The sequence below is a fragment of the Flintibacter sp. HCN-6482 genome (assembly GCF_037892565.1).
Lineage (GTDB): Bacteria > Bacillota > Clostridia > Oscillospirales > Oscillospiraceae > Lawsonibacter > Lawsonibacter aceti.
In genome coordinates this window covers 41,698-56,127 of sequence record NZ_JBBKBK010000002.1, presented here as the reverse complement: position 1 = coordinate 56,127, position 14,430 = coordinate 41,698, and the positions used below count along the sequence as shown (strand labels likewise).

Below are 14,430 nucleotides of genomic sequence, written 5' to 3'. Positions count from 1 at the left end.
ATGGGTGGTTTTTTTGGGGCCGTTTCCAAGCGGGACGTGACCCTTGATATCTTTTTCGGAGTGGACTACCACTCCCATCTGGGTACCCGCCGGGGCGGTATGTTGATCCATGACCCCCAGGACGGATTCCAGCGCCAGATCCACTCCATCGAGAACACCCCCTTCCGCACCAAGTTCGAGAAGGATCTGTCTGACTTCCACGGTTGCAGCGGCATCGGCTGCATCAGCGATACCGATCCTCAGCCCCTGCTGGTCCGATCCCACTTAGGCCTGTACGCCATCACCACCGTGGGCATCATCAACAATGCCGAGGAGCTGATCCAGCAGTATTTCTCCGACCACGGACATCAGTTTATGGCCATGAGCTCCGGCAAGGTCAACGCTACCGAGCTGACCGCGGCCCTCATCAACCAGAAAGATGATCTGGTGTCCGGTATCCTCCACGCCCAGGACGAAATCAAGGGCTCCATGACCCTGCTCGTCCTCACCGACAAGGGGGAGATCATCGCCGCCCGGGACAAGTTGGGCCGGCTGCCGGTCCTGGTGGGCCAGAACCAGGAGGGCTGTTGTGTGTCCTTCGAGTCCTTCGCCTACCATAAGCTGGGTTATGCCGACGCCTATGAGCTGGGGCCGAGAGAGATCGTGCGTATTACGGCTGACGGGTATGAAACCCTGTCCCCCGCCGGCGAGGAGATGAAGATCTGCGCCTTTTTGTGGACCTACTACGGCTACCCCAACTCCAACTATGAGGGGAAAAATGTGGAGGTCATGCGCTATCAGAATGGCGAGATTATGGCCCGGGATGAGGTTCTCCACGGTCTTCTCCCCAAGGTGGACTATGTGGCCGGTGTGCCCGACTCCGGCGTGCCCCACGCCATCGGCTATGCCAACCGCAGCGGCAAGCCATTTGCCCGCCCCTTTGTCAAGTATACCCCCACCTGGCCCCGTTCCTTTATGCCCACCAACCAGGACGTTCGGAATCAGGTGGCCAAGATGAAGCAGATTCCGGTACCCGAGCTCATTGAGGGCAAGAAACTGCTCTTCGTGGACGACTCCATCGTCCGGGGAACCCAGCTCCGGGAAACGGTGGAATTTCTCTATGAGTCCGGGGCGGAGGAGGTCCATATGCGCTCCGCCTGCCCCCCCATTATGTACAGCTGCAAATACCTCAACTTCTCCCGTGGCAACTCGGACATGGACCTGTTGGCCCGCCGTACGGTCCAGGAGCTGGAGGGGGACGAGGGCCAGCTCCACCTGGAGGAGTACTCTGACGCCCGCACTGAACGAGGCCAGTGCATGCTCAAGGCCATCTGTGAGAAGCTCGGTTTTGACTCTCTCGGCTACCAGTCTCTGGATGGCCTGCTGGAGGCCATCGGTCTGGACCGGGACAAGGTGTGTACTTACTGCTGGAGCGGCAAAGAATAGGCGTCAGCACGCCATCCCAACCGGAATGTGAAGTCAGAATGGCTCCGGTCCTGCCGGGCTGAACTCCACTGTTCCGTCTGGGGCGCAGTCCACAATTCCTGACTTTTAAGTTCTAATTTGATCTGGAGGTCTGAAGATGAAAAACTCCCACTCCGCTTCCTATGCCGCCGCCGGCGTAGACGTCACCGCTGGCTATGAGGCTGTTCAGCGCATCAAGCCTATGGTGGAATCCACTTATATTCCCGGTGTCATGGGTACTCTGGGCGGCTTCGGCGGTATGTTTGCCCCCGACATGGCCGGCATGAAAAAACCAGTGCTGGTGTCTGGCACCGACGGCGTGGGCACCAAACTGCGGCTGGCCATGCTGCTGAACAAGCACGACACCATCGGCATCGACTGCGTGGCTATGTGCGTCAACGACATCATCTGCGGCGGCGCCTCTCCCCTGTTTTTCCTGGACTACATCGCCTGTGGCCGGAATGATCCCGCCCGTATTGCCGAGATCGTCGCCGGCATCGCCGAGGGCTGCCGCCAGTCTGAGTGCGCCCTGGTGGGCGGCGAGACCGCTGAACACCCCGGCGTCATGCCCGACGAGGACTATGACCTGGCCGGCTTCTCTGTGGGCATCGTGGACGAGGAAAATATCATTGACGGCAAGCGCCTATCCACCGGCGACGTACTCATCGGACTTGGCTCCACCGGCGTCCACTCCAACGGGTTCTCTCTGGTCCGCAAGGCTCTGGATGTGGAGCACACTGACCTGACCTCCCCCATGGAGGAGCTGGGCGGCCGGAGCCTGGGCGAGACTTTGTTGGCCCCCACCCGCATCTATGTCAAGGCGGTCAAGGCTCTGCTGAAGGCCGGAGTAGATATTCACGCCATCAGTCATATTACCGGCGGCGGGTTCTACGAGAACGTGCCCCGAATGATGACAGACGGCCTCACCGCCCGCATTAATCTCAAGACCTTCCCCAAGCTGCCCATCTTTGATCTGATCCAGCGGAAGGGAAACATCCCGGAGCGGGATATGTACAACACCTTCAACATGGGCCTGGGCATGATCCTGGCCATCCCCGCTGTTCAGGCGGAGCGGGCTCTCTCCACTCTGACGGATGCGGGCGAGAATGCCTATCAGGTCGGCTCTGTGGTTTCTGGCAGCGACGGTGTGGAGTTAGTCAAATGAAAAATATCGCGGTTTTGGTATCCGGGGGCGGCACCAATCTCCAGGCCCTCATCGACGCCCAGGGGCGGGGTGAGCTGATCAACGGTCGAATCACCGCTGTCATTTCCTCCACCCCCAGCGCCTATGCCCTGGAGCGGGCCAAGGCCGCCGGCATCCCCGGCTATGTGGCGGCCCGAAAGGACTACCCCTCCAGCCAGGCCATGACTGCGGCCCTGGTAGACAAGCTGAAGGGATTGGATATCGACCTGGTGGTATTGGCCGGCTTTATGGTCATTCTGACTGGCGAGATGGTCCGCGCCTTCCCCAACGCCATCCTCAATGTCCATCCCGCCCTCATCCCTTCCTTCGCCGGCCCAGGGTGCTACGGCCTCCATGTCCATGAGAAGGCCCTGGAGTATGGGGTCAAGCTGTCCGGCGCCACTGTCCACTTTGTCAGTGAGGAGTGCGATGGCGGCCCCATCGTCTCTCAAAAGGCGGTGGAGGTCCTCCCCGACGACACGCCGGAGGTACTCCAGCGGCGCATCATGGAGCAGTGCGAGTGGCAGCTGCTCCCCCAAGCCGTGTCCCTGTTCTGTCAGGACCGGCTAAAGGTGGAGGGGCGGACCGTCCGTGTTTTGGAGCATCCAGAACACGGAACGCGGAACGCAGAATGAATTTGCTTTTCTTACCCTTTTTTGCTACAATGTAACTGTGCGATATGACTGACGGTAAGTGGAAATGACCACGGGGAGTATCGCGTAATACAAGGCCGACCGTCTGGGCGCACCAATTCACAGAACTGGTGCGCCCTTTTTTTACAACAAAGGAGGAATACTGTGAAGACACATGATCTGAAGGAGATCCTTTCCAACCATCCCTATCCTGGCCGCGGCATCGTCCTGGGCCGCACCGCCGACAACAGCAAGGCCGCCATCGCCTATTTCATTATGGGCCGCAGTGAGAACAGCCGCAACCGGGTTTTTGAGGAAACCGAGGACGGCATCCGCACCAAGGCATTTGACGAGAGCAAGATGGTGGACCCCTCTCTCATTATCTACCATCCTGTGAGGGTGGTAAACGGGGCCACCGTAGTCACTAACGGGGACCAGACCGACACCATCCAGCGGTTCCTTCTGGATGGCAAGAGCTATATCGAGGCCCTTCGCACCCGCTGCTTTGAGCCCGATCCCCCCAACTACACCCCCCGCATCTCTGGTGTGGTGGAGGCCGACGGCAGTTATCAGCTATCCATCCTGAAGTCGGCTGACGGTGATCCCAGCTGCAACCACCGCTACTTCTATGAGTACGACGCCCCTGTGGCCGGCACCGGCCACTTCATCCACACCTATCAGGAGAACCTGGACCCTCTGCCCTCCTTCGAGGGCGAGCCCCGGAAGGTGGCCATCGAGGCCCCGGACGCTCAGACCTGGGCGGAAGAGCTCTGGGCCAACCTGAACCACGACAATAAAGTATCCCTGTTCGTCCAGTACATCGACCTGGCCAGCGGCGCCAGGGAGACCGTCATCATCAACAAGCATGGCTGAACACCGCCAGAAAGGAAGTACGCTCACATGAATGAACTGGAACTGAAATACGGCTGCAACCCCAACCAGAAGCCCGCCCGCATCTTTATGGAGCAGGGCGATCTGCCCCTCAAGGTGCTCAATGGCAAGCCGGGCTATATCAACTTTATGGATGCTCTCAACTCCTGGCAGTTGGTGAAGGCTCTGAAGAAAGCCACCGGCCTGCCCGCCGCCGCCTCCTTCAAGCACGTCTCTCCCGCCGGAGCCGCCCTGGGCCTGCCCCTGTCCGATACCGAGCGGCACATCTATTTCGCTCCAGAAGGGGACCTGTCCCCTATCGCCTGCGCCTATATCCGGGCCCGAGGTGCCGACCGGCTGTGCTCCTTCGGGGACTGGGCCGCCCTGTCTGATGTGTGTGACGGAGACACCGCCCGCTTCCTGGCCGCCGAGGTGTCCGACGGCGTCATCGCCCCCGGCTATACTGATGAAGCCCTGGAGATCCTGAAAATGAAACGCAAGGGCAGCTATAATGTGGTTCAGATCGACCCGGAGTACCAGCCCGCCCCTATTGAGCGCCGCAACATTTTCGGTATCACCTTTGAGCAGGGCTATAACGACCTGGATATCAGCGAGGAGATGCTCTCTAACCTGGTCACCGCAAACAAGGAGCTGTCCCAGCAGGCCAAAAACGATATGCTCCTGTCCCTCATCACTTTGAAGTACACCCAGTCCAACTCCGTGTGCTATGTCAAGGATGGCATGACCATCGGTGTAGGTGCCGGCCAGCAGAGCCGCATCCACTGCACCCGTCTGGCGGGCAACAAGGCGGATATCTGGTGGCTGCGTCAGCACCCCAAGGTTTTGGGGCTGCAGTTCGTAGACCACATCCGCCGCCCTGACCGGGATAACGCCATCGACATCTATATCTCCGACGAGCACGACGACGTGCTGGCCGAAGGCGTGTGGCAGAACACCTTCAAAGTGAAGCCCGATGTGTTGACAGAGCAGGAAAAGAAAGATTGGATCGCCCAGATGTCCGGCGTCACCGTGGGCTCCGACGCCTTCTTCCCCTTCGGGGACAACGTGGAGCGGGCCAGGAAGTCCGGCGTGCAGTACATTGCCCAGCCCGGCGGTTCCATCCGGGACGATCAGGTCATCGCCACGGCGGACAAGTACGGCATGGTCATGGCATTTACCGGAATCAGACTGTTCCACCATTAAGCACTTTCAGTGGGGGCTTTGCCCCTCTGGATACGGCGGCGGTTCTTAAGGGGTCCGCCGCCGATACCCCCCTTGCCTTTTCAATGAAAAAGATGCTTTTTACCGCCACACGGCCAGGGGGCATAGTGTCCTGCGGCAAAATAAATTCGCCTTCGGGCAGCATTAATATCCTTTCTGCCTTTGGTAGAAACTCCGCTAAACTGGATGGTCTATGGCCGCCCGTATGAAAGGAGCATATTATGAAAGTTTTAGTCGTCGGCGGAGGCGGGCGTGAGCACGCCATCTGCTGGAAGCTGGCCCAGAGCCCTAGGGTCACGGAGTTATACTGCGCCCCCGGCAACGGTGGCATCGCCCAGGTGGCCAAGTGTGTCCCCATCAAAGCCACCGATGTGGAGGGCATGGTCCAATGGGCCAGGGAGAACGCCATGGACTTTGTCATGGTGGCCCCGGATGACCCCCTGGCCCTGGGTATGGTAGACGCCCTGGAGGCGGCGGGCATCCGCGCCTTTGGCCCCCGTGCCAACGCCGCCATCATCGAGGCCAGCAAGGCCTTTTCCAAAGGGCTAATGAAGAAGTACCACATCCCCACCGCCAAATATGAGACCTTTACCGACTTAGACAACGCCCTGTCCTATATTCGGGCGCAGGGGGCTCCCATCGTAGTCAAGGCCGACGGCCTGGCTCTGGGCAAGGGGGTAGTGGTGGCCGCCACTGTGGAGGAGGCCGAGGCCGCCGTCCGAGACATGATGGAGGGCAGAAAGTTCGGTGACTCCGGCTCCACTGTGGTCATCGAGGAGTGTATGGTAGGCCCTGAGGTGACTGTGCTGGCCTTCTGTGACGGGGAGCACCTGGTCCCCATGCTGTCCAGCCAGGACCACAAACGGGCCTATGACGGAAACCAGGGACCCAACACCGGGGGCATGGGCGCCTTCTGTCCCTCTCCCAAGTACACCCCGGAGATTGCGAAGGAGTGCATGGACAAGATTTTTCTGCCCACTGTGGCTGCTATGAAGGCGGAAGGGCGTCCCTTTAAGGGGGTCATCTACTTCGGCCTAATGCTCACCAAGGACGGCCCCAGAGTGGTAGAGTACAATGCCCGGTTTGGCGACCCGGAGACCCAGCCCATCCTGTCCATGCTGGACAGCGACCTGCTGGACATCTTCGAGGCCTGTGTGGACGGCACCCTGGACCGGTGCGAAATCAAATGGAAGAAGGGCGCCGCCTGCTGTCTGGTGCTGGCCTCCGGAGGCTACCCGGTGAAATACCAGAGCGGTTACCCTATCTCCGGGCTGGATGAGGCGGGCAGGCTGGCCACCGTATTCCACGCCGGCACAAAGATTGGCAAGGACGGCTCGATCCTCACCGCGGGCGGCCGTGTACTGGGGGTCACCACCACCGGGTCCAATCTGGAGGAGGCCATCTCTAGGGCCTATGAGGCGGCCAAGCCCATATCCTTCCGGGATATGCACTTCCGCACCGATATCGGGAAGGTATGAACAAGAAAGAATTGGAGGGCGTAGTATTTGACGCCGACGGCACCCTCTTTGACACCGAGCGTCTGGGTTACTGGGCCTGGGAGGAAGCCGGCCGGCAGATGGGTTGCCCTCAGGCGGCAGACTGCTATCCAGAGGTAGTGGGCCGGGGCCGCGGGGATGTGCTGGCCCTTCTGCCCCGGCTCTTGGGGCCCGACTTTCCTCACGAGCCCTTTATGGAGCTCCGCTCCCGGTTAGCCACCGAGCGGATGGAGCGGGAGGGCGTCCCGGTCAAGGAGGGCGCCCGTGAGGTTCTGGAGTTTCTTCAATCACGGAAGATGCCCTTGGCGTTGGCAACCTCCACCTATTACGACCGGACCATGTACCGGTTGGAGCACTCCGGTCTGGGCCGATACTTCCAGGCCGTTGTGACCGGGGACCAGGTATCCAAGAGCAAGCCGGACCCGGAGATCTATCGGGCGGCCTGCCAGAGGCTGGGCGTCTCTCCGGCCAAGGCGGTTGCTGTTGAGGACTCCCCCAACGGTATCCGCTCCGCCCTCAGTGCGGGGATGACCGCTGTGATGATACCAGACCTGATCCCCTCTTCCCCTGAGTTGGATTCGCTGATCTGGAAAAAATTTGATGATCTGTCCAGCCTACTACACTATTTACAGCGAAAACTGTAAAAAAACACCCTTCTGTCCTGGTCGCTCCAGGGCAGAAGGGGTATGCATCATAGTTGGAAAGATAAGCAGTATGTTTCTCTCCGGATAGAAATATTTTGAAAAGGTGTACCTTTACAAATTTTTGCTCCACACCTTTCCAGTTCCTAAATATATCACAAGGCACCTGATTGGGCAAGTTTTTTTCAACATTTTTCCATTTCCATCCCCTTTATAAAAGCACACCTTTTTAATTTTAAATCAGAGGATATTGAAAGGACTGTAAAACATGAAAAAACTTATCTCTATCGCGGCGGCACTGGCGCTCTCCCTCACTCTGGCCGCCTGTGGCACAGGCGGCACTCCCTCCACTGGCGGGACCGCTGACAGCAGCGGCAACGTACACGCGGAAGACGGCTATGGCGAGGGACGGATCGCGGACACTGTACACACTTATTTCTTTGATTATACGGTCAACAGCGCCCACATGGCCAAGGAGTACGAGGGATATCTCCCCGCTGAAGGCAATGAGCTTTTGGTGGCTGAGGTGACTGTAAAAAATACCAGCACCTCCAGCATTGAAATGTATGATACTGACTTCCAGGTCCAGTGGAACAGCGATGACGAGAACGCCTTCTGCTATCCCATCACTACTGACCCGGAGACGTTTGAGGAGTTGCCTCCTCTGACTGACGAGCAGCTCCCCGGTACTTACCCTCTGTCGGTGGACGAGGAAGTGACCGGCCTGCTGGTATACGAGGTACCCGCCGGCAACCGGGATTTTTCCATTTCCTATTTGGAGCAGTTTGACGACAACTCTGAGGGCGATACCTTCTTCGTGTTCTTCACAGCGGAAGACCAATAAGTGATATATAAAGAGCCTGTGTCCCGTGGGACACAGGCTCTTTTTGTTGTGGCAAGGATGTGCCGGGGATCTTTATTCCTCGTACATCTTCTGCAGACGGGTCAGCTTCTCGTAGCGCTTCTTGGCGGTCTCCTCGTTCAGGGCGAAGAGCTCCTTGGCGCGGTCGGGGAAGGACCGGGTCAGGCTGGAGTAGCGGGCCTCGTTCATCAGGAACTCCTGATAGCCGCCGGCGGGCGCCTTGCTGTCCAGGGTAAAGGGATTCTTGCCCTCCGCCTTGGCAGCGGGGTTGAAGCGGAACAGGTTCCAGTAGCCGCACTCCACAGCCTTCTTCATCTCAGCCTGGCAGTTGGTCATACCGCCCTTGATAGAGTGCATCTCACAGGGGGCATAGCCGATGATGAGGGAGGGGCCGTGATAGGCCTCGGCCTCGGCAATGGCCTTCAGTGTCTGGTTGGGGTTGGCACCCATGGCCACCTGGGCCACATAAACGTAGCCGTAGGTCATGGCGATCTCAGCCAGGCTCTTCTTGGCCACGGTCTTACCGGCGGCGGCAAACTGGGCCACCTGGCCGATGTTAGAGGCCTTGGACGCCTGTCCGCCGGTGTTGGAGTACACCTCGGTGTCAAAGACGAAGATATTGACATCCTCGCCGGAGGCCAGGACGTGGTCCACGCCGCCGAAGCCGATGTCGTAAGCCCAGCCGTCGCCGCCGAAGATCCAGACGGACTTCTTGGCCAGGTAATCCTTCTCCTGGAGGATTTCCGCCACCAGCTTGCAGGCGTCGCACTGACACAGCTTCTCACCCTTGGCCTGCAGCTCCTTGCCAAACGCCTGGATCTCAGGGTTGGAGTTAGCCAGCAGCTCGTCCACGGTGCACAGGCTGGCCTCCAGAGCGGCCACATAGGCCTTGGCAGCCTCGCCGTTAGCGGTGCCGTCCTCCATGGTATCCAGCCACTTCTGGGCGGCCTCCTTCAGTTCGGGACGGGCCCACTCCACCGCGATCAGAGCCTCGGTCTTAGCGGCCAGCCGGTTGCGGATGGCCTTCTGACCCAGATACATACCCAGGCCATGCTCGGCGTTGTCCTCAAACAGAGAGTTGGCCCAGGCGGGACCCTTGCCCTCAGCGGTAGTGGCATAGGGAGAGGTAGCGGCGGGGCCGCCCCAGATGGAGGAACAGCCGGTGGCGTTGGAGATATACATCCGGTCGCCGAACAGCTGGGTGATCAGGCGGGCATAGGCGGTCTCGGCGCAGCCGGCGCAGGAGCCGGAGAACTCCAGCAGAGGCTTCTTGAACTGGGAGCCCTTAACAGTCAGGTCAGCCACATCCTCCTTGACGGAAACATTGGCCACCATGTAGTTGAAGGCGTCCTGCTGGGGCAGCTCCTCCTCCTGGCCCACCATGGTCAGGGCGCTGGTGGGACAGATGTTGGCGCACACGCCGCAGCCCATACAATCCAGGGGGCTGATGGCGATGGAGAACTTGTACTGACCCTTGCCCTTGCCGGCCTTCACGTCCACGATCTTGGCGGAAGCGGGAGCCTTGGCGGCCTCCTCCTCAGTCAGGGCAAAGGGACGGATAGTGGCGTGGGGGCAGACATAGGAGCACTGGTTACACTGGATACACTTAGAGGAGTCCCAGGTGGGCACGGAGACGGCCACGCCGCGCTTCTCGTAGGCGGCGGCGCCCAGCTCGAAGGTGCCATCCGCATGGGGCACGAAGGCGGAAACAGGCAGGCTGTCGCCATCCATGCGGTCTACGGGGTCCAGAATGCTGTTGACCATGTCCACCAGCTTGGCGGGGCCAGTGTGCTTGCTGACCTTGACCTCGTCCTTGGCGTTCTTCCAGTCGGCGGGCACATCGTACTTCTTGAAAGCAGTGGCGCCCAAGTCGATGGCCTTGTGGTTCATGTCCACGATATCCTGGCCTTTCTTCAGGTAGGACTTGGTGGCGGCATCCTTCATATACTGGATGGCCTCCTCCTGGGGCATGACCTTGGCCAGAGTAAAGAAGGCGGACTGGAGAATGGTATTGGTACGCTTGCCCATGCCGATCTGCTGGGCCAGGTCGATGGCATTGATGGTATACAGCTGGATATCGTTCTCGGCAATATACCGCTTGGCCTCGGCAGACAGGTGGTGGGCCAGCTCCTCGTCAGACCACTGGCAGTTGATCATAAACACGCCGCCGGGCTTGACGTCACGGACCATGGGGAAGTCCTTGGTCACATAGGAGGGGTTGTGGCAGGCCACAAAGTCGGCCTTATTGATATAGTAGGGGGAGCGGATGGGCTTATCGCCGAAGCGCAGGTGGCTGATGGTCACACCGCCGGTCTTCTTGGAGTCATACTGGAAATAAGCCTGCACGTACTTGTCGGTGTGGTCGCCGATGATCTTGATGGAGTTCTTGTTGGCGCCCACAGTGCCGTCGCCGCCCAGACCCCAGAACTTGCACTCGATGGTGCCTTCCGCGGCGGTGTTGGGCGCCTTGTGCTCCTCCAGGGAGCTGCCGGTCACGTCGTCCACGATGCCCATAGTGAAGTGGTCCTTGGGCTTGTCCTGAGCCAGGTTCTCATACACAGCAAAGACGCTCTTGGGCGGGGTGTCCTTAGAGCCCAAGCCGTAGCGGCCGCCCACGACCACCTTATCGGTGATGCCGGCGCCGGCCAGAGCGGTAATGACATCCAGGTACAGGGGATCGCCCAGGGCTCCGGGCTCCTTGGTGCGGTCCAGAACAGCGATCTTCTTGGCGGTGGCGGGAATGGCGGCGATCAGCTTGTCCGCCTTGAAGGGGCGGTACAGACGGACCTTGATCAGGCCAACCTTCTCACCGTGGGCATTCAGGTAGTCAATGACCTCCTCCGCCACGTCGCAGATGGAGCCCATGGCGATGATGACCCGGTCGGCATCGGGAGCGCCATAGTAGTTGAACAGCTGGTAGTTGGTGCCCAGCTTGGCGTTGATCTTGCCCATGTACTCCTCAACGATCTCAGGAAGAGCGTCATAGTACTTGTTGCACGCCTCGCGGTGCTGGAAGAAGATATCGCCGTTCTCGTGGGAGCCGCGCATGGTGGGATGCTCAGGGTTCAGCGCACGCTTGCGGAAGTCAGCCACGGCGTCCATGTCCACCATCTCAGCCAGGTCGGCATAGTCCCAGATGGCAACCTTCTGGATCTCGTGGGAAGTACGGAAGCCGTCGAAGAAGTTGATAAAGGGGACGCGGCCCTTGATGGCGGACAGGTGGGCCACAGGAGCCAGGTCCATGACCTCCTGCACGTTGCCCTCAGCCAGCATGGCGAAGCCGGTCTGGCGGCAGGCCATAACGTCGGAGTGGTCGCCAAAGATATTCAGGGACTGAGCGGCCACAGTACGGGCGGATACATGGAACACCGCGGGCAGAAGCTCGCCGGCGATCTTGTACATATTGGGGATCATCAGCAGCAGACCCTGGGAGGCGGTGTAGGTGGTAGTCAGGGCGCCCGCGTTCAGAGAGCCGTGGACAGTACCGGCGGCACCAGCCTCAGACTGCATCTCGATCACCTTGACAGTGGTGCCAAAGATGTTCTTCTGGCCCTGGGCCGCCCACTGATCCACATAGTCGGCCATAGGACTGGACGGGGTAATGGGGTAGATGCCGGCCACTTCGGTGAAGGCGTAGCTGACATATGCCGCAGCATTGTTGCCGTCCATGGTTTTGAATTTTCTTGCCATGAGAGTTCCCTACTTTCTTCATATTTTGGCGGACGGGCGGGGAACGCTCGTCCATGTTCCAGACATTTCTGCCCTAAGCATGCCAATGCCCCGCCCTGTAAAACGCCTATGATAGTTATAGGTGTTTTCTTATGGGAGCACATGACAGTGCCGCCCCCCGGCAGTAGGGGAGCGGAGCAGTATTCTTGACCGCTCCTAGTTTATCATTTTTTCCCCCGTTTGTAAATCCAATGGATGAAATTTTTCTTGCTTTTTTCCTCGACATATATAGAAAAAGCTATACCTTCCATTGAAATTTTTGGGAGAAACAAGTAAAATAGAAATCAAGCAACCCATCCGGGCCTTCGGCCCGGCAACAGGAGGTTTTCCCATGGTCTTCACCATCCGTTCCCTGGGGCTCCATGGAGTGTCCGGCTATTCTGTTTCCGCCGAATGTGATCTGTCCAGCGGACTGCCCGCCTTCAATGTGGTGGGCCTCCCCGACGCTGCTGTCAACGAGGCCAGAGACCGGGTAAGGGCGGCCATCAAAAACTGCGGCTTCACCTTCCCGGTGAGCCGCATCACCGTCAATCTGGCGCCCGCCCATGTGAAAAAGTCCGGCACTCTCTACGATCTCCCCATTTTGGTGGGAATCCTGTGCGCCGGCGGCCAACTGAAGCTGCGGGACCGGGACTGCGCCTTTGTGGGGGAGCTCTCCCTTTCAGGGGAGCTGCGGCCCTGCGCTGGGATGCTGCCTATGGCCCTACAGGCCAAGCGTGAGGGCATCCGCGCCCTCTTCGTCCCAGAGGATAACGCCGCCGAGGCCACTCTGGCCGATGGTCCCGCCGTCTACCCTGTACGGGATGTGGCCCAGCTGGTACGCCACCTGTCCGGCGAGGAATCCATCATCCCCGCGCCCCCGTGGTCCCCCTCCCCGGAATCCGACTGCTACCCCGACTTCTCCGAGGTGAAGGGGCAGGACCTGGTAAAGCGGGCTCTGGAGATCGCCGCGGCCGGGGGGCACAATGTACTCATGTCCGGCCCACCCGGCTCCGGCAAGTCCATGCTGGCCCGCCGACTGCCCTCTATTCTGCCTGCCATGTCCCGGCAGGAAGCGCTGGAGACCACTGAGATTCACTCGGTAATGGGCCTGACCTCCAGAGAGCGGCCCCTGATCGATATCAGACCCTTCCGCTCCCCTCACCACACCGTATCCCCTATGGGAATGGCGGGGGGCGGCTCCAATCCCCGGCCAGGTGAAATTTCTCTTGCACACAACGGCGTGCTTTTTTTGGACGAGCTGCCCGAGTTCCCCAAGGAGGTGCTGGAGGTGCTGCGCCAGCCCCTGGAGGACGGCCAGGTCCAGATCTCCCGGGCCTCCGGCACAGTCACCTATCCCAGCCGGTTCATGCTGGTATGCGCCATGAACCCCTGCAAATGCGGCTGGTACGGCCACCCCTCCGGCCGATGCCGGTGTACGGAGCACGAGGTAAAAAAGTATCTCTCCCGCCTGTCCGGCCCCCTGCTGGACCGTATCGACCTCTTTGTTCAGGTGGATGCCCTGAATTTTGAGGAGCTGTCCCAGCGGGAGCAGGCAGAGCCATCCTCCGCGATCAAGGCCCGGGTGGACCGGGCCAGAGCGGTACAGACCCGCCGAAGCGGCTCCCCCTGCAATTCCCAGCTGGGCCGGGTGGAGCTGGACCGCTTCTGTGCCCTGGATGAAGACTGCCAAAAGCTGATGCGGGGAGCCTTCGACCGCCTTGGGCTCACCGCCCGGAGCTATGACCGAATCCTGCGGGTGGCCCGGACCATCGCCGATCTGGAGAGAAGCGAGACCATCCAGCCCCCACACTTGGCCGAGGCCCTGCAGTTCCGCCCACCGGAGTACCTGCGGCGGTGAGGTAAAACCAGGGCGTTCCCCCGATTACTTGGAAATTTATGGAGGAATATACCATGAAATTAAAAAATCCCATGCTGGTGGTCAGGGACATTGATCAGTCTGTGGAATTTTATAACAGGGTGTTTGGGCTCCATGTAATTATGGATTTTGGCGCGAATAAGACCTTAACAGGCGGTCTGGCCCTCCAGACCGCGGAGACCTATCAGGAATTTATCGGAGACAGGGCCATCTCCTTCGGCGGCAACAGCTTCGAGCTCTACTTTGAAGAAGATGATTTTGACCAGTTTGCTGACCGGCTCAAGGGGTTCCAGGTGGACTATGTACACCCCGTCAAGGAGCATAGGTGGGGACAGCGCGTGGTCCGCTTCTATGACCCTGACCGGCATATCATTGAGGTCGGGGAAAATATGAAGGCGGTCTGCAGGCGCTTTCTGGCCAGTGGGATGACGCCAGACCAGGTCGCTGTCCGAATGGACGTACCTATGAAATTCGTAAACGCCTGCCTGCGGTGAT

At 59.5% G+C, this 14,430-nt stretch carries 11 protein-coding genes and 1 riboswitch; of the genes, 10 read left to right on the top strand and 1 reads right to left on the bottom strand.

Annotation, left to right across the window (positions count from 1 at the left end; genetic code table 11):
- The 8 genes from WKS99_RS05245 (at position 1) to WKS99_RS05210 (ending at position 8,330) form a co-directional block, all read left to right on the top strand.
- Positions 1–1,425: an amidophosphoribosyltransferase gene (locus tag WKS99_RS05245; RefSeq protein ID WP_147571569.1), complete on the top strand. Its 1,425-nt coding sequence runs from the start codon at positions 1–3 to the stop codon at positions 1,423–1,425.
- 136 nt (positions 1,426–1,561) lie between these two features.
- Positions 1,562–2,608, top strand: a complete 1,047-nt coding sequence (gene purM / locus WKS99_RS05240) for a phosphoribosylformylglycinamidine cyclo-ligase (RefSeq protein ID WP_340405456.1) — start codon at positions 1,562–1,564, stop codon at positions 2,606–2,608.
- The gene (gene purN / locus WKS99_RS05235) at positions 2,605–3,261 is read left to right on the top strand and encodes a phosphoribosylglycinamide formyltransferase (protein WP_240288280.1); all 657 of its coding nucleotides are present in this window, start codon (positions 2,605–2,607) and stop codon (positions 3,259–3,261) included. Before purM ends, purN begins: the two co-directional genes overlap by 4 nt.
- A 34-nt stretch (positions 3,262–3,295) precedes the next feature.
- Positions 3,296–3,377: riboswitch (ZMP/ZTP riboswitch) on the top strand.
- Between the two features lie 46 nt (positions 3,378–3,423).
- Positions 3,424–4,131: an IMP cyclohydrolase gene (locus tag WKS99_RS05230; RefSeq protein ID WP_147571576.1), complete on the top strand. Its 708-nt coding sequence runs from the start codon at positions 3,424–3,426 to the stop codon at positions 4,129–4,131.
- 27 nt (positions 4,132–4,158) lie between these two features.
- Positions 4,159–5,331: a phosphoribosylaminoimidazolecarboxamide formyltransferase gene (locus WKS99_RS05225; RefSeq protein ID WP_240288282.1), complete on the top strand. Its 1,173-nt coding sequence runs from the start codon at positions 4,159–4,161 to the stop codon at positions 5,329–5,331.
- 239 nt (positions 5,332–5,570) lie between these two features.
- Entirely contained in the window at positions 5,571–6,827 is a 1,257-nt protein-coding gene (gene purD / locus WKS99_RS05220) for a phosphoribosylamine--glycine ligase (RefSeq protein ID WP_147571580.1), read from the top strand.
- Positions 6,824–7,489: an HAD family hydrolase gene (locus WKS99_RS05215; RefSeq protein ID WP_340405455.1), complete on the top strand. Its 666-nt coding sequence runs from the start codon at positions 6,824–6,826 to the stop codon at positions 7,487–7,489. The genes purD and WKS99_RS05215 overlap by 4 nt, the downstream gene beginning before the upstream one ends.
- A gap of 265 nt (positions 7,490–7,754) precedes the next feature.
- Positions 7,755–8,330, top strand: a complete 576-nt coding sequence (locus WKS99_RS05210) for a DUF4352 domain-containing protein (RefSeq protein ID WP_147571584.1) — start codon at positions 7,755–7,757, stop codon at positions 8,328–8,330.
- 72 nt (positions 8,331–8,402) lie between these two features.
- Here WKS99_RS05210 and nifJ read toward each other — a convergent pair whose 3' ends face one another.
- On the bottom strand, positions 8,403–12,038 hold the full coding sequence (gene nifJ / locus WKS99_RS05205) for a pyruvate:ferredoxin (flavodoxin) oxidoreductase (protein WP_186851915.1): 3,636 nt from the start codon (positions 12,036–12,038) through the stop codon (positions 8,403–8,405).
- Between the two features lie 370 nt (positions 12,039–12,408).
- On the opposite strand from nifJ, the gene WKS99_RS05200 reads away from it, so the two are divergent.
- Positions 12,409–13,917 (top strand): YifB family Mg chelatase-like AAA ATPase, encoded by a 1,509-nt coding sequence (locus tag WKS99_RS05200; protein WP_340405454.1) that lies wholly within the window; start codon positions 12,409–12,411, stop codon positions 13,915–13,917.
- Between the two features lie 53 nt (positions 13,918–13,970).
- Complete coding sequence (locus tag WKS99_RS05195) at positions 13,971–14,429, top strand: VOC family protein (protein WP_186851913.1); 459 nt, start codon at positions 13,971–13,973, stop codon at positions 14,427–14,429.
- The last annotated feature ends 1 nt before the right edge of the window (position 14,430 follow it).

Excerpts from the sequence above, each read along its gene's own strand:
- WKS99_RS05245 (WP_147571569.1), top strand. The coding sequence starts at position 1 with ATGGGTGGTTTTTTTGGGGCCGTTTCCAAGCGGGACGTGACCCTTGAT.
- purM (WP_340405456.1), top strand. The coding sequence starts at position 1,562 with ATGAAAAACTCCCACTCCGCTTCCTATGCCGCCGCCGGCGTAGACGTC.
- purN (WP_240288280.1), top strand. The coding sequence starts at position 2,605 with ATGAAAAATATCGCGGTTTTGGTATCCGGGGGCGGCACCAATCTCCAG.
- WKS99_RS05225 (WP_240288282.1), top strand. The coding sequence starts at position 4,159 with ATGAATGAACTGGAACTGAAATACGGCTGCAACCCCAACCAGAAGCCC.
- purD (WP_147571580.1), top strand. The coding sequence starts at position 5,571 with ATGAAAGTTTTAGTCGTCGGCGGAGGCGGGCGTGAGCACGCCATCTGC.
- WKS99_RS05215 (WP_340405455.1), top strand. The coding sequence starts at position 6,824 with ATGAACAAGAAAGAATTGGAGGGCGTAGTATTTGACGCCGACGGCACC.
- WKS99_RS05210 (WP_147571584.1), top strand. The coding sequence starts at position 7,755 with ATGAAAAAACTTATCTCTATCGCGGCGGCACTGGCGCTCTCCCTCACT.
- nifJ (WP_186851915.1), bottom strand. The coding sequence starts at position 12,038 with ATGGCAAGAAAATTCAAAACCATGGACGGCAACAATGCTGCGGCATAT.
- WKS99_RS05200 (WP_340405454.1), top strand. The coding sequence starts at position 12,409 with ATGGTCTTCACCATCCGTTCCCTGGGGCTCCATGGAGTGTCCGGCTAT.
- WKS99_RS05195 (WP_186851913.1), top strand. The coding sequence starts at position 13,971 with ATGAAATTAAAAAATCCCATGCTGGTGGTCAGGGACATTGATCAGTCT.